Origin of the sequence: Mesorhizobium sp. M0698 (genome assembly GCF_040320455.1) — a bacterium.
GTDB lineage: Bacteria > Pseudomonadota > Alphaproteobacteria > Rhizobiales > Rhizobiaceae > Mesorhizobium.
The window spans coordinates 160,304-181,149 of the sequence record NZ_JAMYPQ010000007.1 but is presented as its reverse complement, the minus strand read 5'-3'; the positions used below and the strand labels follow the sequence as shown (position 1 = coordinate 181,149).

The 20,846-nt window shown below is 62.6% G+C and carries 14 protein-coding genes and 4 pseudogenes; 9 read left to right on the top strand and 9 right to left on the bottom strand.

Going from position 1 to position 20,846, the window contains the following annotated elements; all coding sequences use genetic code 11:
• Window positions 1-8: 8 nt before the first annotated feature.
• The 8 genes and pseudogenes from NKI16_RS17190 to NKI16_RS17155 form a co-directional block, all read right to left on the bottom strand.
• A pseudogene (locus tag NKI16_RS17190) lies at window positions 9-170 on the bottom strand (ISNCY family transposase); the annotation flags it as partial.
• 413 nt (window positions 171-583) lie between these two features.
• On the bottom strand, window positions 584-1,300 hold the full coding sequence (locus NKI16_RS17185) for an ABC transporter ATP-binding protein (protein WP_023679129.1): 717 nt from the start codon (window positions 1,298-1,300) through the stop codon (window positions 584-586).
• Window positions 1,297-2,037: an ABC transporter ATP-binding protein gene (locus tag NKI16_RS17180; RefSeq protein ID WP_156937422.1), complete on the bottom strand. Its 741-nt coding sequence runs from the start codon at window positions 2,035-2,037 to the stop codon at window positions 1,297-1,299. The genes NKI16_RS17185 and NKI16_RS17180 overlap by 4 nt, the downstream gene beginning before the upstream one ends.
• 2 nt (window positions 2,038-2,039) lie before the next feature.
• The gene (locus tag NKI16_RS17175) at window positions 2,040-3,026 is read right to left on the bottom strand and encodes a branched-chain amino acid ABC transporter permease (RefSeq protein ID WP_352698421.1); all 987 of its coding nucleotides are present in this window, start codon (window positions 3,024-3,026) and stop codon (window positions 2,040-2,042) included.
• 8 nt (window positions 3,027-3,034) lie between these two features.
• Window positions 3,035-3,907 carry a branched-chain amino acid ABC transporter permease gene (locus NKI16_RS17170; RefSeq protein ID WP_023679126.1) on the bottom strand — a complete coding sequence of 291 codons (873 nt, stop codon included), beginning with the start codon at window positions 3,905-3,907 and terminating at the stop codon, window positions 3,035-3,037.
• A gap of 164 nt (window positions 3,908-4,071) precedes the next feature.
• Window positions 4,072-5,343: an amino acid ABC transporter substrate-binding protein gene (locus NKI16_RS17165; RefSeq protein WP_352698423.1), complete on the bottom strand. Its 1,272-nt coding sequence runs from the start codon at window positions 5,341-5,343 to the stop codon at window positions 4,072-4,074.
• 1,529 nt (window positions 5,344-6,872) lie between these two features.
• Window positions 6,873-7,247: pseudogene (locus tag NKI16_RS17160) on the bottom strand (transposase); the annotation flags it as partial.
• Between the two features lie 134 nt (window positions 7,248-7,381).
• Window positions 7,382-9,127: an adenylate/guanylate cyclase domain-containing protein gene (locus NKI16_RS17155; RefSeq protein ID WP_352923474.1), complete on the bottom strand. Its 1,746-nt coding sequence runs from the start codon at window positions 9,125-9,127 to the stop codon at window positions 7,382-7,384.
• 656 nt (window positions 9,128-9,783) lie between these two features.
• Here NKI16_RS17155 and NKI16_RS17150 point away from each other — a divergent pair.
• Complete coding sequence (locus NKI16_RS17150) at window positions 9,784-9,933, top strand: hypothetical protein (protein ID WP_502897605.1); 150 nt, start codon at window positions 9,784-9,786, stop codon at window positions 9,931-9,933.
• 81 nt (window positions 9,934-10,014) lie between these two features.
• Here the strand turns inward: NKI16_RS17150 and soxR are convergent.
• A pseudogene (soxR, locus tag NKI16_RS17145) lies at window positions 10,015-10,448 on the bottom strand (redox-sensitive transcriptional activator SoxR).
• A gap of 85 nt (window positions 10,449-10,533) precedes the next feature.
• Between soxR and NKI16_RS17140 the strand changes: the two are divergent.
• The 8 genes and pseudogenes from NKI16_RS17140 to NKI16_RS17105 all read left to right on the top strand — a co-directional run bounded on the left by NKI16_RS17140 (window position 10,534) and on the right by NKI16_RS17105 (window position 20,820).
• Window positions 10,534-11,256 carry an SDR family NAD(P)-dependent oxidoreductase gene (locus NKI16_RS17140; protein WP_352923471.1) on the top strand — a complete coding sequence of 241 codons (723 nt, stop codon included), beginning with the start codon at window positions 10,534-10,536 and terminating at the stop codon, window positions 11,254-11,256.
• A complete protein-coding gene (locus NKI16_RS17135) occupies window positions 11,253-12,347 on the top strand; it encodes an S-adenosylmethionine:tRNA ribosyltransferase-isomerase (RefSeq protein ID WP_352923466.1) in 1,095 nt (364 codons plus the stop codon). The genes NKI16_RS17140 and NKI16_RS17135 overlap by 4 nt, the downstream gene beginning before the upstream one ends.
• A 284-nt stretch (window positions 12,348-12,631) precedes the next feature.
• A complete protein-coding gene (locus NKI16_RS17130; RefSeq protein WP_031212539.1) occupies window positions 12,632-14,374 on the top strand; it encodes an adenylate/guanylate cyclase domain-containing protein in 1,743 nt (580 codons plus the stop codon).
• A gap of 379 nt (window positions 14,375-14,753) precedes the next feature.
• On the top strand, window positions 14,754-16,472 hold the full coding sequence (locus NKI16_RS17125; protein WP_352757530.1) for an adenylate/guanylate cyclase domain-containing protein: 1,719 nt from the start codon (window positions 14,754-14,756) through the stop codon (window positions 16,470-16,472).
• A 253-nt stretch (window positions 16,473-16,725) separates the two neighbouring features.
• Window positions 16,726-17,202, top strand: a pseudogene (locus tag NKI16_RS17120) (site-specific integrase).
• Between the two features lie 468 nt (window positions 17,203-17,670).
• Window positions 17,671-18,684, top strand: coding sequence for an ABC transporter substrate-binding protein (locus NKI16_RS17115; protein WP_352923461.1), 1,014 nt, complete (start codon window positions 17,671-17,673; stop codon window positions 18,682-18,684).
• A 29-nt stretch (window positions 18,685-18,713) separates the two neighbouring features.
• Entirely contained in the window at window positions 18,714-19,763 is a 1,050-nt protein-coding gene (locus NKI16_RS17110) for an ABC transporter substrate-binding protein (protein ID WP_352700855.1), read from the top strand.
• A gap of 46 nt (window positions 19,764-19,809) precedes the next feature.
• Window positions 19,810-20,820 (top strand): ABC transporter substrate-binding protein, encoded by a 1,011-nt coding sequence (locus tag NKI16_RS17105; protein ID WP_352595954.1) that lies wholly within the window; start codon window positions 19,810-19,812, stop codon window positions 20,818-20,820.
• Window positions 20,821-20,846: the final 26 nt, after the last annotated feature.

Here is a 20,846-nt window from a genome sequence, read left to right as displayed (position 1 = left end):
TGCGAGCTTCCGGTGGCCTTGACGTCGACCCGCACCAAATCGCGCGCCACGAAGCCAAGCAGGTCGCGATGCTCATCCAGCCATTGCGACATCGCCTTCAACTCGCGACCGATCTCGTGCGTGGCGAAAAGATCGAATATGCTGGCTTGGACGGTGCGTTCTTGGCGCATTGTCGGCTCCGGCGGTGGCAGGGCTTTGGAGTCAGTCGCATGATCCAAGATACCTGAAACCGCCGGGCCTTGCTCGCGCAAAGCCGCGGTTCATTCAACAGAATCAACCGTTTGCCGTTGATGGACGGGAACTAGCTAGCACTTTTTCACGATGATTTCGCCCGGCGTCGCTGACCAGACTGGCAAGCCACGGACGCTGGGATCGTCGAACGTCGGCATGCAAAAGGAAAAAGACAGGACGTTGGTGGTTTCAGGTTTTGCGATGGTTTCGAGGTGCGAGAAGTCGGCTCGAGCATTGGCGCGCAGAGCGGCTACCTCGCTGCCCCTTGCGTCCGGGCGTCTATAAGTAATCTCTAGTAAACGAGCTGAATGATTAGGATTGGGACCGCAAGAGCAGAACTGCAAATGCCCTCTCACGCTCCACCCATATAGATATCCATGATCTGCCGATCGTCGCGCACATCCTGAGGCTTTCCCTCGAAGCGCCTTTCGCCGGCCGCCAGGATGTAAAGCTTGTCTGCCATCGGCATCGCCTCACGGATATTCTGCTCCACCATCACGATGCCGATGCCGTGCGCGGTGAGGCTGCCAATGCGCTCGAGCGTCTCGATGACCATGGCCGGCGATAATCCGGCGGAAGGCTCGTCGAGCAGAATGAAGCGCGGTTCCGAGACCAGCGCTCGCCCCAGCCCAAGCATTGCCTGCTCGCCGCCAGAAAGCGAACCGGCCGCGGTTCGCCGTCGCCGCGCCAAAGAAGGATATTGCTCGATCACCGCCTCGATGCGCTGTTCGACTAGCCGGCTGTCCGCGATGGCGTAGCCCCCCATGCGCAAATTCTCCATCACTGTGAGGCGCGGAAACACACCGCCGCCCTGCGGCATCAGCACCAGCCCCTGGCGCACCACCTCATGGACGGCAAGGTTGGAGAGCGTTGCATCGCCCAGGCTGGCCGTGCCGCTCCACACCGGCAGCGCGCCGGCAATCGCCTTGAGCAGGGTCGACTTGCCACAGCCGTTCGGTCCGAAGATGCAGGTGATCTTACCAGCCTCCGCGCTTAGCGAAACGCCATGGACGATCTCCTGCTTGCCGTAGCCGGTGACGATGTTTTCGGCGGTGAGGGTGGTGCTCATTGCGGCCGCCCCAGATAGGTCTGCATAACTTCCGAATTGCGAACGATGTCGTTAAAAGAGCCGCTGGCCACGACGCGCCCTGCATCCATGACGATGATGCGATCGCACACGTTGCGTACCATCTCCATGTCGTGCTCGATGACCAGGAAGGTGATGCCGTGTTCGCGCAGCCGCGCGATGGCCTCTAGGATGATCTTGCGGATGTTGGGATGCACGCCCGCCGTCACCTCGTCGAGCAAAATGAGCGTGGCCTGGCGCATGATGACGCGCCCGAACTCCAGCAGCTTCTGCTGGCCGCCCGAAAGGTCCGAAGCGCGATTGTCGGCGACATGGTCCAGCGTGAGCAGCGCCAGCGTTTCGGCTGCCCGATCACGGGCGCCCTGCCAATGGCCCTCGGCCGCTGCCGCTAGCAGGTTTTCGGTGACGCTCATATTGTCGAACATGGCCGGAATCTGGAAGGTGCGCGCAAGCCCCAGCCGCGCGATCGCGTGAGCCTTTCGGCCGCCAATTTCGTGACCGTCGAAGCGGATCTGGCCACGATCCGGCGCCACCGTGCCCGACACCAGGCTGAACAGAGTGGACTTGCCGGACCCGTTGGGCCCAATCAGGCCGGCGATCTCGCGCCGACCGACCTCCAGAGACACACCGTTGACAGCCTTGATGCCGCCGAAATGGCGGTAGAGTTCGCGCACGACGAGGATAGGGTCGCCGGCCCCGGCCGTTTTGCCCTCGACCACGCTCAATTGGGCCCTCCTTGGCCGTCGCCGACAACCTTGCCGACCGCCTTGTCCAGCACGGCGCCGGACTTGGCCCCGTGCCGCGAAAACAGACCGGCGATGCCGTTCGGCATGAACAGCACCACCAACACGATGGCCGCGCCCAATATGGCGATATAGAAGGCGGTGTCGCCCCAGTACATCCAGATCACGCGGTTGACGACGAACAGCCCTACACCGCCCAGTGCCGGCCCCCACAGGCTGCCTAACCCGCCCAGCAGCACCATTACCACCATCTGGTCGGTGATGTCGCCGCCGAAGACGCTTTTCGGATTGATGAAGGTGACCCAGTAGGCGAAGATCGCGCCGAACACCGAAGCGGTGACGGCGCTGAGTACGAAGGTTTGCAGCTTGACCAGCGACGTGTTGATACCGATTGCCTCGGCAGCCGGCTCGTGGTCGCGCAGCGCCTTGACCTTCAGCCCGAAACGCGACCGCTCGAACAGCGCCCAGGTGATAAGGTAGGTCAGCGCAGCCGCGCCGAACATGGCGAAGTAGAAGAAGCGCTCGTCGAGAAAGGGCGGCAGCCCAATTCCGCCAATGCCGCCGGTGAAGTCCATCACCGAGGTGAACTGGATGAGCACCTCGGCGAAGGCCCAGGTGGCTATAGCGAAATAGGCGCCGCGCAGGCGAAGTGTCGGCGCGCCGATCATGATGGCAAACAGCGCCGTCACCACGACACCGGCCGGGACGGTGGCAAAGAAGGGCCAGGCGAGTTTGTCGCCCATCAGCAGCGCCGTGACATAGGCGCCGAGCCCGAAGAAAGCCGAATGGCCGAAATTGATGTAGCCGGCATAGCCGCCGAGCATGTTCCAGGAGCAGGCCAGCCCCGCCCACATCAGCGCGCCGGTGGCGATGCGCAGCCAATAGTTGTTGACCAGCATCGGCAGGAGCGCCAGCACAATGATCACCCCAATCAGCAGGAGGAGGCCGGTCCGGCGTTGCTTCATGTCCGGCCTCACAGGCCGTGTCGCAGAATCCCGCTCGGGGACAGGAGCAGGACGAGGAACAGCGTGGCGAAGATCGCCAGCAGCGAATAGCTCGACCCGACATAGGTCGCGACGAAGGCTTCGATGACGCCGAGCAGCAAGGCGGCGACAAGGGCACCGCCGACGGAGCCCAACCCGGCAAGCACAGCCACGAAGAACGCGAACAGCGTATAGCGCAGGCCGACCTCCGGATTGACTGAAAAAATTGCACCCATCAGCACGCCGGCCATGGCGGTGATGCCTGCGTAGAGCCCGTACACATTGGCGCTGAGGCGGCGAATGTTGACGCCCATCAGCGCAGCGTTCTGCCGGTTTTCGGCCGTCGCTCGGATGGCCAACCCATAGCGGGTGCGGTAGAGGAACAGGAACAGCCCGCCGGCGATGGCGATGGCGAACACCGCCGCCGCCACGCGGATCAGCGGCACCGTCACCGGCCCGACGGCAAGGCTCTCGCCGCTCAACGCCGTCGGAACGCTGTGGGTATTGAAGCCCCACGCGGTCAGCATGCCGCCGCGTAGCAGCGTGAACAGGCCGAAGGTCAGTGCCAGCGCCATCAATTCCGGCCGCGCCGTGCGGCTGTTGCGGACATTGTAGAGGATCGGCCCAATCAGATAGCCAATGGCGCCGAACAGCACGAATGCCACGGGGATCGCCAGGAATCCGTCTACGCCCAGTCCGGCGGCCATGTAGTACCCGAGATAGCCACCCAGTACGACCCAGCCGCCCACAGCGAAATCGATGACGTGCAGCACGCCGAAAGCGAGCTGGAATCCGATCGTAAAGGTGGCGATGACGCCGCCGATCAGAAGGCCGTTCAGCAAGGTCTGTAGGAAAAGATCCAAGGCGGGAACCATCCGTCAGTCAGCCAAACCAAAAAAACGCGGGGTGCCGCGGCAAGGCGGCCGCACTCTAGGCACGGTCCGTTATTTCTGAGCACGCGCAACCGTCGTCGTTCCCCCAGACAGGGTGATGGCGATGAGGCTGCCCACCCCCTGTCCGAAGCCGCTTATTTCCAGGCCGGCAGCGGGTAGGTGAGGTTTGCCGACGCGGCCTCCTTCGGGCCCACCGCCACCGTCTTGCCGCCCTGAATCTGGATCAGCACCGGAACCGGTTGGACGTTGTCATGGTAGTGGTTGCCTTCCTTCTCGAACTTGATCGGCCCATAGAAGGTCTGGATGTCTGTCTCCGCGATCGCGTCCTTCAGCGCCACCCTGTCTTCGGGCGTTAGTGCCGGCTTCTTGCCGAGTCGCTTGACGGCATCGCCGAAAACGAGCCCGCTGGCCGCGCAGGCCGCTTCGGTGTAGTCGGGCTCGTGCCCGGACTTCTTTTGCGCCATCTCGGCAAACTCCCTTGCGGTGCCGAAGACGTCGTCCTTGTACGGAACCGATGGCAGCCACACCGAGACGCCGCAGGTGCCGTCGGCGTCCGCGGCCAGCGCCTCGGCGAAGGCCGGGTCGGTGACGCCGTAGTGCATTATCAGCGCCTTGGGCCGGAAGTTTAGCGACTTCGAGGTCTTGACGACATTGATCAGCGGCTCCTCATGGCCGCCGACGGCGACGATGTCGGGATTGAGCGCTGCGATCTTAGAGATAACTGGGGTTAGGTCGCCCGAGGCGGGCACCAATTCGTAGGCGACGACTTCCAGCCCGGCCTCCTTGGCTCCGTCGCGGAAACCTTCGCCGGTTTCCTTCGAGAAAGGCTCGTTGACCCCGATCACCGCAATCGTCTTGGCCGTGGGGTTGGACAGTTTCGCCAGCACGGCCAGCGACTTACCGGCAGTGGTGTCTACGGCCGGGATGATGCCGAAGTTGAATTCCGGCTTGGCCTTCCAGACGTTCGGCGATTCCGCGGAGCCGGAAATCATCGGCACCTGATACTTCTGGCAGATCGGCTGCACGGCGATGGTCGAGCCGCTGGTGTAGGGGCCGAACAGCACGTCCACCTCGTTCTGCACGATTAGGCGCTCGGCGGCGTCGGCGCCGGTCGCCGGGTTGCTCTGGTCGTCACCGTAGAACATGTCGACCTTGAAACGCTCGCCGGCGACCTCGACGCCCCCCTTGGCATTGATGGCCTCCGCCCACAGGTCGTAACCGCGCTTGGTCAGGTTGCCGCCGAGGATGTTCTCGCCCGACAGCGAGGTAATAACGCCGGCCTTGTAGGTCGCCACCTGCGCGTGTGCCGTTCGCACGAACGGCATTCCCAACGGACCGGCCGCGAAGGCGACAGCGCTGCCGCCGAGGACCCAGCGACGCGAAAAACCTTTGCTGTTCGTGGACATCATTCAACTCCCTTTGCCCGGCTATGAGATTTGGAAACCGACCATATTCTTGTTCCTACCACTATATGCCCTTTGTGCGGATAAGGAAGATTTCGCTGCCGTCCTCGGATCACGGCGGCGCAGGCGGCGATGAAAGCCATCTGGAATGACGATGGCTCCCGCTCGGTAGCCCTATGTTGATGACTATCGCAAACTCGCCAGCTGATTGCTCATCGGCTTGATTAATGCCAGCGCGGGCCGGCGCTTCCCCAATGCCGCGCCGCTCGCCGTCAACTGCAGAAAGGGGACAGTCGTCATCAGGACAGGTCAGCTCGTCGCTGCTCGACTCCGCGATCGAGAGGAGAAACGCCGGAAGTGGCGGCTTAGCTCAAGCCAGGATGGAGCGACCCGGCGCCCGCAGGTCAAATCCTGCTGTCGCAACGATTAGGAGGGCCCGAGGACGAATATGGCCAGCAGGGCAACAAGAGGGTGATCGCGATGCCCCACAGGAGAGTGCTTTGGCATTGTCCAGAACTGGCAGTTTGGCGCAGGTTCCAGACGGCCGACTGGACGCGTGAGCGAGCATCCAAGAATCTGCCAAAGGGGCCGACCACGCAGTGAAGCCGGGCCGGGGATCATGGTCCCCGTGGAGCATCCTCTCAGGGGCGAAGAAGACTTCCGCCATGCCTCACTGCAGGATTTCTGAGATGACGAGTATCCCGCCGTTTCGATCTGACGAGTTCAAGCAGCTCAGCCTCATCCGCGTCAGCCTCCTGCAAGGCGACCAAAATTTCCAGGGCTAGGTGCTCGGCGTCCAAGGATGACCGGGCGATATGCTGGTCGCTGCATATCTGGTCGAAAATCCGCTGGCAAAGATCGACGTCGGAAGGATATGGGCCGGCGCGTTTGAAAGGCATTTTGAAAGGGCCATTGGGCTGGCTAAGTCAACGGCGTGTAAGAAGCGGACATTCGCGATGATCGTCACGCCCCAACCGGCTACGGACACTCGTCCCACTGGCGTTGGTAGACGCAAACTGGCACCGCGCGTATCGTTTCTCACGATCCGCGACACAGGGGTAAAGCCCGACCAGACCCCAAGCCCCCGTGCTTGGTGCAACGCTCGATCGAACCGTCGCGCTTCGGAGCGCGGCGGGTTTTATCTTGAGCACTCGTTCTAGTCGCGAGACTTTTGCTGCCATAGTGTCAGCCCTGGACCTTGCAATAGTGCCGCCGGGGATGTCGTCGACGAGATCAATCAGCTTGCCGTAGCATTCGGCCACGCCGCGGTCGCTGCAACCGACATGCACAACTATCTTGCAAATGGCGCCGACAGCCGAGGTTCTATTGCCTGTTCATCGCTGCACGCTCTTCACGGTCGGAATCTGTACCCGTTCATGCAACCTCGGGCCCTGCCTTCGCGTTGAGCCGCCCAACGCGGAGAGCGACAACAATGCCGGCGTCTACCTTGATCGCAACGCCACGGTAGTCAAGACGATAGCTGACGCCGCGAAAGCGCTGGAACAACCATGGCCATACATGGGCAGGCAAGGGACGTTGTGGAGGCGTTTCATCAGGAAGTGGGTGGCGCCCATGCGGGCCTTGATCGTGCCGAAGGGATGCTCGACCGTCTCGCGCCTTGTCCGCATGGCGTCGGGATTGGCGTCGAGCCGGCGCTGGATCTCCTCCACGACATGCTCGCGCTCCCATCGGGTGATCCGGCGCTCCTTGGACGGCGTGCATTGCCGCTTGATCGGGCAGGCCGCGCAAGCTGCGGTCGACCAGTAGCGACGCAGCGTCATGCCATTCTCGACGTTGCTGTAGTGGTAGGTCAGCAACGCTCCGGACGGGCAGCGATAGACATCCCGATCAGGTAGATAGGCGAAGTCCTGCTTGCCGAACCGTCCGTCGGCCTTCGCGCCGGCTGTTCACGGCTGCTCTACGCGCTCAGTCCTCGGACAAGCCGGCCAGAGAACTATCCTTCCAGAAGCGACACGGGATCAAGGGACGTCGCCTGGCCGGACGTGACGCGCAGGAGAGGGCATCTTTGCAAACGCGACGATCACTCCGGCACGCCGGAGATGCCCAGCGCCTCGACGTAACGCTCGGCGAACACCTTGTCCCGCCACGGGTTGATCTGTCTCTGCAGGGTGAGCGTGTAGGTCGGGAACGCCTCCATCAGCCGCCGCGCCGCCGCCTGCGCTTCGTCCAGCCGGTTGAGTTTGACCAGCGCCATGATCACCATCCGGTGCGAGGAGCCGTAATTCGGCATCTCGCGCAGCGCTCGTTCTCCCCAAACCAGCGCTTCCTCGTAGCGTTCGAGCATCAGGTAGCTCATCCCGATGCCGGAGAGCGCGATGCCCTTCTCGGGGTCGACCGGACTCAGCCGCATTGCCCTGTGGAAGTGCTCGATCGCGACGAGGGGGTGGCCGGAATGGGCGTTCACCCAGCCGCTGCCCGTATGGCCCTGCGCCGAATTGGGGTTAAGGAGCAGGGACCGTTCGATCGTGTCCAGCGCCGTCTCGCAATCCTTGGCGCTGTAGGCGATCACCTGCGCGGCGAAACGCAAGCTTGTCGGGTCGTCTCGCGCGTCCGCCAGCACCTCGCGAGCCATGCGCACGGCGACGCGGATATCGTCGGGCTCGTGCCAGCACTGACTCACCGACAGGCTGCGGATATAGGCACCGAGTGCCTTCGCTAGGGTGAAGCCTGGGTCGATGCTGAGCGCCTCGTTGGTGAGCCGGCGCACGTCGGCGAAGCCTTCGCGCCTCATGCTGTAGAAGCGCGGCAGCGCACGAAGGTAGAGGTCGTAGGCACCGATGTAGTCGGTCGGCTTCATGCGCGCCTGCTTGATCTCCTGCAGCCGGATGCTCGGTTCGACAGCGCCGACGACGCTCTCGGTCACCTTGTCCTGCAGGTCGAAGATATCGCTCACGTCGCCCTCGAAGCGGTCGGCCCAGACATGGTGTCCGCTGATCGCGTCCACCAACTGCCCACTGATGCGCACCCGCGATCCTGCTCTGCGGATGCTGCCTTCGAGCACGTAGCGGACGCCCAGCTCGCGCCCGACCTGGCGAAGGTCTACCGCCCGGCCCTTGTAGGTGAAGGACGAGTTGCGGGCGATCACGAAGAAGGAGTTCACCCGGCTCAATCCCGTGATGATGTCCTCCACCAGCCCGTCGGCGAAGTATTCCTGGTCGGGATCGCCGCTCATGTTGGTAAAAGGCAGAACCGCGATCGAGGGTTTCGCGGGCAGCGGAGGCGATGCAGCCACCGAGGCACCGGCGTCGGTCTCGACGCGGTAGGCGCGCACAGGCCGCTCGATGTTCTTGAGGCGCAGGTCGCCGAGCGGCGTGAAGCCGCAGTCGAGCTTGCCCTGAAGGTGGTCGTAGGCGGTGCCTGAGACGACCACGGTGCCGGGGTCGGCGATGCTGTCGAGGCGCGCGGCGATGTTGACCCCGTCGCCGTAGAGGTCGCCGTCCTCCTCGCAGACCACGTCGCCGAGATTGATGCCGATGCGGAAGCGAATCCGCTCTTCCTCGGGCATCTCCGCCTCGTGTTCTGCCAGGGCCTGCTGGATCGCCATCGCCGAGGCCACCGCGTTGACGACGCTCGCGAACTCACACAGCATGCCGTCGCCGGTGAGCTTGACGATCCGACCCCGGTGCTCAGAGACCAGCGGTTCGAGGAGGTCCTTGCGGTAGATCTTCAGCCGCTCGAGCGTGCCGCGCTCGTCGCACTCCGTCAGGCGCGAATAGCCGACCACGTCGCAAACCATGATCGCTGCGAGGTGACGCTGCGTGGTCATTGCACCGCTCAGCCAAGCGCCTGCACGCGGGCCGCCCCGCGTCCATGTCCTGCCAACTTCCAGACGCCCCATGTGCATGGTATCCGTCTCTCCCAGTCGCCGCCCGTCGCCGATACAGAACGGAAAACGCAGCTCGACCTTGCCTTCACGAGATTTCGCTATCCCGCTTGCGAGGCGTGGAGCGTTCCAGTCGCCGCGCTAACAGCCAACCGGCGACACGCCCACGCAGCCTCTGGGGACGCTGACATGCCACTCCCAGAAGGCCGGAGATATTTGCTATCCTTGGTAACCGGTTGACGCCACCGTCGCGGTGCTTTTGTCACCGCGATGTAACAGCGAGATGGCCCTACGAACGCGCGCATCGGGCATCACACCAGACGTTCGCGCTTAGAGGTGCTGAGGTCGGAAAGTGGCGCGTTCTTCCGCTTGGCGAACGCGTAACAATGACCCTCGTTGCTGCCGTTTAGTCGCAAAATCCCAAAGCCCGGATCGGGTGACGCGCATCTACTGTTCCGAGACACCGGCCGCGCGGTGCGAGGCCATGTCTGCGGCCATCCGCTCGACATCACTACGGAACTGCGTTCTAAACCAGGACGTGATGGTGAACGTTGGCCGCGCCGCGACAAGCTGCGCCGCCCATCCGACGAGCTTCTTCGATGCGCCCCGCCTGCTCCTGGATCATCATGATGTATTGGCATGGCGCGACCCCAACTACGGCAATGTCGCATATTGCTATTCAGGAATCACTCGATTGCAAGGCCGTCGAGCGGATGGAGAAAGTCAGCGACGAACAATACCGCCGCTGAACCTTACGGGGCCGCAGCGTCTCGCACTTGGCGAAGTCTTGCGCTGCCGAGTTCTGCAATAGTGACAGGCAGGCTGCCAACTCACCCCAGCCAATACCTCGGCCCCGGCCCCTTGCGTCCTGCCATATCGGCAGGGTTCGCAAGGCTACACCGGTCGATCGACAGGCAGCCGCAACCGATGCACTCGGTAAGCCCCGACCTCGGCGCTGCAACTCGGCGATGCGCTGGTCGATGCGCTTGGTCCACTGGCCCGATAACCGCGACCAATCCCGACGCGACGGCACGCGATCGGCTGGCAACTTGGCCAGCTCGCCGCCGATCTCCTCAAGCGTCAGCCCAATGCGCTGCGCGAAGACGATGAAGGCGATCCGGCGCAGCACGGATCGCGGGTAGCGTCTGTGTCCCGAGCCGGCCCGCTCGGACGCGATCAGCCCGCGCTCCTCGTAGAAGCGCAGGGCCGATGATGCGACGCCGCTGCGCCGCGCCACGTCGGTGATGGTCAGCATGGAATCCATGCATGAACGAAAGCACGATTCCCGCTTGACTTCAAGTTAACTTGAACTTGTACCAAGAGGCATACGGATTAAAGGAGCACTGGCAATGGAGACGAATGTCGAACTTCAGGGACTTCGCGTGGCGGTCACGGGCGGCACGTCCGGCCTCGGACTGGCGCTTGTGCGGCAGCTTGCCGCGATGAATGCGTGCGTCGCCTTCGTCGCCCGCACCGCCGCGAATGTCGAACGCATCGCCGACGAGACGGGCGCGCACGGTATTGTCGGCGACGTCGGCAAGAAGGAGGACATCTACCCGATCGCGTTGCAGGTCACTGCCAGCCTCGGCGGGCTCGATGTCCTGATCAACAATGCGTCGAGCCTCGGCCCTGTCCCTCTGGCGCTCCTTGCCGATACCGAGTGCGAGGAGCTGGAAATGGCGCTCGCGGTCAATCTCGTCGGCGCGTTCCGGCTGACGAAAGCCCTGTTCGGTGCGCTTGCCGCGTCCGCACGCGAGGGCCGCGGCGCGCTGGTCATCAACATTTCCAGCGACGCCGCGGTGAACGCCTATCCCGGCTGGGGAGCATACGGCGCGAGCAAGGCCGCTCTTGCCCATCTGACGGCGATTTGGGACGAGGAGGCGAAAGCAGACGGCATCCGGCTCCTCGCGCCTGACCCCGGCGATATGGACACCCCACTGCACGCGCTCGCGATCCCTGATGCTGATCCGGCGACCTTGAAGCGCCCCGAGCAGGCAGCTGCCGAGATCATCGAAAAGATGCTCGACGCGTTGCCGGTCCGCTCTACGCTTCTCGCCGGAGCACATGGATGATTGCCGCCGATCGTCCCGATCGGCGCTCCGCCAGGCTGTTCGTCGTCGAGGCGGACGGCACGATGCGCGACCTGCCGCGAGTTGGACTCGCGACGCTGTTCAACCCCGGCGATCTGGTCGTCGCCAATGACGCCGCGACCTTGCCTGCCAGCTTGCACGGCACGCATGTCCCAAGCGGTGAGGCGATCGAGATCCGCCTGGCGGGCTGGCTGTCACTTCCCGATCCAACCCGTTTCGTGGCGATTGCCTTCGGCTCGGGCGATCACCGCACGCGCACGGAAGACCGGCTGCCTCCGCCTCCGCTGTCACCAGGCGATCGCCTCCGGCTCGGCTCGCTTGACGCCGTCGTCGAGCGCCTTCTCGACCATCCACGCCTTCTCGAGTTGCACTTCCCAGGCAACCGCGCAGCGGTGCTTGCAGGACTGGCGCACTACGGCCGGCCGATCCAATACGCGCATGTTCCCGAGCCGTTGGCACTGTGGGATGTTTGGACGAAGATTGCCGCCGGGCCGGTCGCGTTCGAGGCGCCGTCGGCAGGCTTCGCGCTCGACTGGCGCACGCTCCAAGCCTGGCGTCGGCACGACGTTGGCTTTGCAACCCTCACGCATGCCGCCGGCGTCTCTTCCACCGGCGATCCCGCGCTCGATTCGCGTCTTCCCTTCGACGAGCCCTACCGCATCCCTGGACGCACCGCAGCGCAGGTCGCGCGGGCGAAGCTCCGCGGCAGCCGCATCATCGCGATCGGCACGAGCGTAGTGCGCGCTCTGGAGGCAGCCGCCAATCCCGATGGCGGTGTGCGTGCCGGAAAACGCATTGCGACAGGGCGCATCGCGCGGGGCACGCGGCTTCGCGTGGTCGATGCGATTCTCACAGGCGTCCACCAGCCCGGCGAAAGCCATTTCGAGCTCCTGCGCGCCTTTGCCGACGATGCTCTGCTCGCCAAGGCCTCCGCAGCCTTCACCGCGTATCGATACCGCGCGCATGAATTCGGCGATTCCATGCTGCTCAATCGCCAACCGCTGCTTCTATCGCGCGAACGGAACCGTGCCGAGGTGCTCGAGACGAAGCCTCTACTCGAGGCGTGGCTATGATGTCGGCAGGTTCGGTGGCATTCCGGCCGCACCGCGAACGTCAGCTTCGGAGAAGCGCCGGAAAGGTCGGCAATTGGCGCGATCGAGGCGATGCGGACTTCGCCTACTCAGCAGTTGCCAGCTCGGGTCAAACGGCTTGGTTGGGTGGCAGTCGGTCATCCGCGTCGGCCTTCGGAAGGAGCAGATCGCCGCCGTGCCACGCCACGTCCCGCAGGTGAACTATTCCCAGATTCACGACCCGTCGTATGCTATCCTTGGCCGATTGGTCTGCTTGAGGAGAATTCTTGGAGAGAAGGCTCGCAGCCATCCTGGCGGCTGACGTGGTTGGCTACTCGGCGCTCATGGAGAGTGACGAGGCAGGGACCTTTGAGCGTCTCAGAGCGATACGCACGGAACTGTTTGAGCCCAAAATAGCGGAACGACACGGACGCATATTCAAGCTCATGGGCGACGGACTGCTCGCCGAGTTCTCCAGCGTGGTGGATGCGGTCGAGTGCGCGGTGGCGCTGCAGAGTAGCTTGGTCGAGCGCAACGCGGATTCCGTCGCGAACGATCGCATTGAGGTGAGAATAGGCATCAATCTCGGCGAAGTAATTGTCGAGGGCGAGGATCGCTACGGCGACGGCGTCAACATCGCAGCGCGCCTGCAGCAACTAGCGGAGCCTGGCGGCATCTACATCTCCGGTAAAGTTGCTCGCGAAGTCGAAAGGAAGCTTCCCTTTGGCTTCGAATCGATGGGCGAGCAGCATGTCAAGAACATCGCTGAACCGCTCCCGGTCTATCGCGTTCTTCGCCAGCGGTTCGTCGCCGACATGCAACAGCTCAGATCGCCTTCGTTGCCCAACAAGCCGTCCATCGCCGTGCTGCCGTTCACCAACATGAGCGGTGATCCCGAGCAGGAGTATTTCACGGACGGGCTGGTGGAGGACCTCATCACGGGCCTGTCGAAGATACCCGGTCTGTTCGTCATCGCGCGGAACTCCACTTTCGCCTACAAGGGCAGAACGCTCGATATCCGGCAGGTCGCAAGAGAGCTTGGCGTCCGCTACGTGATGGAAGGGAGCGTGCGGCGGGCTGCCGACAGACTGCGCATAACCGCACAGCTTATCGAGGGCAAAGATGCAACCCATGTTTGGGCAGACAAGTTCGAGGGCGCGGCGGAAGACGTGTTCGACCTGCAGGACCGATTGACCGAGAGTATTGTCGGGACGCTTGAACCCACCCTGCGGCGCGCTGAGATCGACCGAGCGCGCCGCAAGCGGCCGGACAGCCTTGACGCATATGATCTCTTCCTGCGCGCCTTGCCACATGCCTACGCCAACACGCCGGCCGATACCAACGAAGCCCTGCGCCTGCTGAACGAGGTCTTGAGTCTCGACCCGAACTACGCTTCCGCACATGGCTATGCGGCCTGGGGATACGAACAGCGCTTCCTGCGCGGAGGCTTCCATCCCGAAGACAGGGCTGCCGCGCTGAAGCACGCCAACATCGCAATGGCGATCGGCGCCGACGATCCCCAGGCGCTGTCGATGGGGGCGTTCGTTCACGCCACGATTACCCATGACTACGCACGGGCCATCAGCGCTCTCGATAGAGCTTTGAAGCTAAACCGCAACTTAGCTCTGGCATACGGCTTCAGCGCGATGGTGCACATGTACAGCGAAACCTATGAACGTGCGTGCGATCACGCGTTCAAGGCACTTCGCCTCAGTCCTTTCGATCCCCTGAACTATCATTCGTACCTGGCGCTGGCCTGGGTCCACCTCTTCACTGGCCGGTATGATGACGCGGTGAACTATTCGACGCTGGCGATCCAAGTAGCGCCCGGCTTCAGCGTCCTCTATGCCAGCCTCGTCGCAGCCTATGTCAATCTCGACCGCCTGGATGCCGCACGCGCAGCCGCCTCGCGGCTGTTGGAGGTCGCGCCGGGCTGGACAAACAGCGCATTCGTGCGGATGAGCGTCGTCCGACCAGAACTCATGGAAATGCTGGCGTCGGCCCTGCGAAAGGCGGGATTGCCGGAATGACCGGGCGAAGCAAGCGCAGGCAGGAAGGGCTGTCGAGAACCATGAAGCCGGCGGCTGGGGCGCCGTCGGTGCACCGGCTAGGCGTATCGTTGCGGCGTCTGCAGAAGGTGTGCCGAGCGCGGCGAAACGATAATGGCCCGCCTGTGGGACGAGCCTCTGAATCGTGCAGCCGGGCTGCTCATCGTGCCGGATGCGGCGAAGCGGACCATAACCGACATTGCATTCCGCTGCGGCAGGAGAGCCGGAGCGTCGCGCGATCAATAGTCTCAAGAGGCGTGATCTGTGGTATCAAAGGCCGGTAAGGGCACGCCGGAGGCGCCGATCCCTACCCGCCTCTGACCTGCGGCTTGCGTGTCGCGAATCCTAACTGAGGCCCAACATGGAGCGGAAGCTCGCTGCCATCCTTGCCATCGATGTTGTCGGGTACTCGACGCTCATGGAGGCGGATGAAGCGGGCACCTTCGACCGGCTAAAACGTGGCCGCAAAGAGCTGTTCGAGCCGGAAATCGCAACACGACACGGGCGAATCTTCAAGCTTATGGGAGACGGCCTGCTGGCGGAGTTCGGCAGCGTGGTGGATGCGGTCGAATGCGCGGTCACGCTTCAACGCGGCATGGCGGAGCGTAACGCGAGCGTCGCCGAAGACCAGCGCTTCGAAGTCAGGATCGGAATCAACCTTGGAGAAGTGATCGTCGAAGGGGACGATCGCTATGGCGAGGGCGTGAACGTGGCCTCGCGCCTCCAACAACTCGCCGAGCCCAGTGGCATCTGCGTTTCAGAGAAGGTGTCCAAGGAAGTCAGGCAGAAGCTGGCGTTTGCGTTCGAGCCTATGGGCGAGCAGCGGGTGAAGAATATAGTCGAGCCGATATACTGCTATCGCGTAAACCTGCAGCTTCCGAGAGCCGCTCCGGTCGGCCGACTGGCATCGCTGGAATTGCCCGATAAGCCCTCGATCGCGGTTTTGCCTTTCACTAACATGAGCAACGATCCGGAGCAGGAAACCTTTGTCGACGGCTTGACCGAAGACCTGATCACCGACCTATCTCGCTGCGCCGGCCTCTTCGTTATCGCGCGCAACTCGACCTTTGCTTACAAGGGGCGGTCGGTCGATGTGCGTTTGGCCGCGCGTGATCTTGGGGTGCGCTATGTGGTTGAAGGCAGCGCCCGGCGCGCCGCGGGGCGCGTGCGCGTTAATGCGCAGCTGATCGACGCAATCGGCGGCGATCATATCTGGGCCGAGCGCTATGACAGCAGCCTCGAGGACATCTTTGCAGTGCAGGATGAGGTCACGGCCAAGATCGTCGAAGCCCTAGTCGGCCGATTGGCCGGACGGCCGGCGCGCAAACGGCCGACGAGTCTCGAAGCCTATGACCTCTGCGTGCAAGCCCGCGGCGTCAGTTTTCAGACCGGGTTAGGCGCGCGGGAAGCGCGCATGCTCCTGGAAAAGGCGATTGGTCTCGATCCCGACTATGCCGAAGCACATAGCTGGCTGGCCCTCAATCTTTGGCTCGGCTGGCTGTTCTGGGATGAGCCGAAGGAAGCCAACCAGCCTCGCTCGCTCGCGGAAGCGCAGCGGGCAGTGGCGCTCGACCCTAACGATGCCGGGAACCGCTGGGTGCTGGGCATCATACTTGGTCACGAACGGCGTTTCGCGGAATCGGATGCTGAGTTCGAGGCGACCTTCAAGCTCGATCCCAATCATGCCGATGCCTGGGCGATGCGCTCGGATCTCATCACCTTGAGGGGCGACGCGGTCAAAGGCGTCGAATTCGTGAAGCGGGCATTGCGGCTCAATCCGCGCCCACCGGGGTGGTATTATTGGATGGCGGGCCAAGCCTACTATGCGCTCGGCGACTATCAATCCGCGGTCGAGGCTTTACGCAAGCCGGAAACCTACCGCACCACGTCGCGGCGCATGCTAGCGGCAGCCCTCGCGCAGCTCGGGCGCCAGGATGAAGCCCATCAGGAGGCGGAATTCTTCATGATGAGCAATCCCCATTTCAGCATCAGGCACTGGGCAACATCGCAGCCATTCGACGACGAGGAATTGCTCCAGCGCTTCGTCGAAGGCTACCACAAGGCTGGCCTTCCCGACTAAAGGGCGTATCGCTTTGGATCGCCTACTTGCTCTCGTCAGACATAGGCTCGTTTTGGTTGTGAGGGCGATGGCCGTGGGTTCCGATCAATGTCCGTTAAGGGCGGGTTGTGCCCCATTGTGAAGGTGCACTTCATCGGCACCGACAACCAACAACTCTCAAACCGAATCCTTTGTAGCGCTTCCAGGTGAGACGCTAGAATTCGCGGGCTCACGTCGAGCGCTGCGGCTGCGGAGGGCGGCATGGAGAAGAACCATGCCCAGCTGGAACAGAGGCCACATTGTCGGTCAGAAGCCTCCTCTCAAGCCGTGCGAGGTCTGGAGCATTAGAACACGACTGCAGGTGTCAGGCGCGGCACGTGATCTGGCACTGGTCAATTTTGCCATAGACAGCAAACTTCGATGCTGTGACCTCGTCACGATCACGGTCGGCGACGTGGCACTATCCGGCACGTTTCGCGACCGGGCGGTAATCGTCCAGCGCAAGACCGGACGACCAGTACAATTCGAGATCACGGAGCAGACTCGAGCTGCCATCAGCGCCCAGCGTCGGGCTCGATCCCAAGCGATACCGAACTCATTCGATGAGGCGTACCAAAGCCGCGCAGATCTACACGAAGACGGGAAACATTCGCGCGGTGCAACTGCTCCTGGGCCATACGAGAGCACGGTCCGCTATCTCGGCATCGAAGTGGACGACGCTTTGGCGATCTCTGAACAGATCGACCTGTGAAATGAACCTGCGACAACGGACAGAGCGACGCGGGCTGGAAGCGTCGCTTTGTGACCCTTTCGAGACCTTCCGAGGCCGATTTTCCTTCCCGGAACCGGACGTTAAGCGCAACCAGTACTGATGACCCTGTGCAGACCTTTGCGTCGATGACTCGGCCCGGCCGCAGTAAACTCGAAGTGGCCATTCTGAACCGCGCAAACAGTCTCCCTGACAGCGAGGTGCTGGCGGGACGTTTGGCGGAGTAAGTTTTGCGCTCGCAACCAACGCAAATTGGGCGTACCGTGGCATATCGTCGGTTGCTAATACTGGGCCGGCGACTGAGAGCGCAAGACTCCCGCATCAAGACTCTGGGCGCGCTCGTAATTCGCTGTGTTCGGCGCGCTCACAAGACTGTCTGTCACTGCCGGAACCTCTTTTGCTCGGTTCCGGCCAGAATTGCCATTTGCGATTCGGAAGAGGAGCGTTCGGATGCAGATCATGCAAACCCGCCGCCGATTCCTGGCCGGCGCTGCAGCGGTAAGCGCTGCCGGTATTGTCGGTTTTCCGGAGTCGCTTCACGCGGAACCGCCGCTGGAAACGACCACGGTTCGGCTGCCGCGGTGGGTTGGTGGTTCCTACTGCTGGGCCGGCGCGTACATCGCCGGAGAACTGATGCGCGCAGATGGCTTCACCGACGTTCGCTACGTAGAAGCCGACAGAAGCGTCGACCAATCGGAGTGGATCGCACGCGGTGAGACGGATTTCTCGGTCAACTTTCCGCCGAACCAAATCGCGTCGATCGATGCCCGCGTGCCGATCAAGGTGCTAACCGGGTTGCACTCGGGATGCCTCGAACTGATCGCCAAGGAGAGCATCCGCAGCGTCACGGATCTGCGGGGCAAGAGGGTGGGCGTTGATGGTTTCAACAACTCGCGACACGTGTGGCTGTCCCTCATGTCCGCCTATGTCGGGCTCGATCCCGTCAACGATATCCAGTGGGTCTTGACTGAGGGCGTCAAGCCCACGGAACTCTTCGTCCAAGGGAAGATCGACGGATTCCTCGGCACGCCGCCCCAGCCGCAGGAGCTGCGCGCCAAGAAGATCGGCCACACCATCCTCAACAATGCCGTCGACCGCCCATGGTCACAGTATTTCTGCTGCATGATCTCCGCGACGTCGGACTACGTGAATAGGTACCCGGTGGCGACCAAGCGGGTCTTGCGATCCATCCTCAAGGCCGCTGACCTCTGCGTGTCGAATCCGCAGCGGGTGGCTCGGCAGATGGTCGATCGCGATTTCGTCCCATCGTATGACTACGCGCTCCAAACGCTGAAGGATATCCGGTACGACCGGTGGCGGGAATTCGATCCTGAAGACTCCCTGCGGTTCTACACACTCCGCATGCAGGAGACGGGCATGATCAAATCGAGCCCGCAACAGATCATCGCCGACGGAACGGACTGGCGCTTCCTCGACGAGTTGAAGCGTGAGCTGAAAACCTGATCCCATTTGTCTCAAGGGGAGACGTGGACATGGAAATCATCCAGAGCCGCCGGCGCTTCCTGGCCGGCCTTTCGGCAGCCGGCGCCGCGAGCCTAGTCGGGGTCCAGCAATCGCTCCCCTCAGAGCCACCGCCGGAAACGACTAGCGTCCGCAGGCGAGCCGCTGCGGAGCCACCGCCTGAGACGACGCGGATCCGGCTCGTCCGGATTCCCAGCATCTGTCAGGCCCCCCAGTATGTAGCCGAAGAACTGCTGCGCAGCGAAGGGTTCACTGAGGTGCACTACCTCCAAAAAGAGGGGACCGCAGACATCGCGCCGGCCCTCGCCTCTGGTGAAGCCGACCTCAGTGCGCATTTCGCCGCCCCGCTCCTTCTCAGCCTGGAAGCGGGGGATCCCATCGTCATCCTGGCAGGACTCCACGTCGGCTGCTTTGAGCTGTTCGGCACCGATCGCATCCAGTCGATCCGCGACCTCAAGGGGAAGACCGTGGCCGTGCCAGCGCTAGATTCCAGCCGATACGTCTTTCTCGGCGCTATGACGGCTTATGTGGGCCTGGACCTCCATAAGGACATACACTTCGTCACGCATCCGGGACCCGAGTCCATCCGGCTCCTAAGTGAGGGGAAGATCGATGCCTACCTAGGCTTTCCCCCCGAACCGCAGGAGATGCGGGAGCGGCAGATCGGCCATGTGGTGATTAGCAGCACCGTGGACCGGCCCTGGTCGCAATACTTCTGCTGCATGCTGGCTGGGAACCGGGAGTTCGTCCGCACGTATCCGGTGGCCACCAAACGCGCCCTCCGCGCCATCTTGAAAGCGGCGGATTTCTGCGCCAGCGAGCCGGAGCAGTCCGCGCAGTACTTGGTGGAGCAGGGCTATACTAGGCGCTATGACCATGCCCTCCAGGTCATAAAGGGGCTCCCCTACGGTTGGCGTGGGTATAGCGCTGAGGACACCCTGCGCTTCTACGCCTTGCGCCTCCACGAGGTCGGGATGCTAAAGAGCACCCCCCAGAAGCTCTTGGCCCAAGGCACCGACTGGCGCTTCTTCAGCGAACTGAAGGAGGAGTTGAAGACGTAGGCAATCGCCAACACGCCGTGCGCCCTATCGAGGGAAGGAGTGGCTTATGCAGATCATCCAGAACCGCCGCCGTTTCCTAGCCGGCGCTGCGTCAGCCGGCGCCGCGGGGCTTATCGGCACCTCTACGCAAGCCTGGGCTGAGCCGCTGCCGGAGACCACCTCGGTCCGCCTGCCGCGCTACATCGGCGGCGCCTATTGCTGGGCGGGCCTGTACCTCGCCGGAGAGATGCTGCGCGCCGAGGGATTCACCGATGTCCGCTATGTGCAAGGTGACAAGAAGGTTGATCATTCCGCGTGGATCGCAAACGGCGAGACGGATTTCAGTGTGAACTATGTGCCGATTCATCTGGCGTCGATCGATGCAGGAGTGCCGATCAGGGTACTAAGCGGACTGCACTCCGGGTGCCTCGAACTGATCGCCAACGACAGCGTCAAAGGCGTCTCGGACCTGCGGGGAAAGCGGGTTGGGGTCTTTACGCTTGATTCGCCGCAACACGTGTTGGTTTCTCTGATGGCCGCCTATGTTGGGCTCGATCCCGTCAACGACATCGAATGGGTCATCGAAGAGCACAATTTTGCGGAAGGCTTCGTCGAAGGAAAGTACGATGCAGTGCTCGGCCAACCGCCCCGCACGCAGGAACTTCGCTCCAGGAAAGTAGGCCACACAATCCTCAACTCGACCACCGACCCGCCGTGGTCGCAGCACTTCTGCTGCATGATTTCCGCGACTGCGGATTATGTAGACAGATACCCGGCGGCGACAAAGCGCGTCCTGCGGTCCATCCTCAAGGGCGCCGACCTCTGTGTCTCAGATCCGTCATGGACTGCAGGGCAGCTGGTCGATCGAGGTTTCGTCCCCAGCTACGAACTCGCGCTGCAAACGCTTGGCGACCTCCGGTACGACAGATGGCGGGATTTCGATGCCGAAGCCTCGATGCGCTTCTACGCGCTGCGCATGTACGAAACGGGCATGATCAAGTCGAGCCCGCAAGAGATAATCGCCACCGGAACGGATTGGCGCTTTCTCTATCAACTAAAGCAGGAGTTGAAGACGTAGGCAATCGCCGAACGTCGTGTCCCATC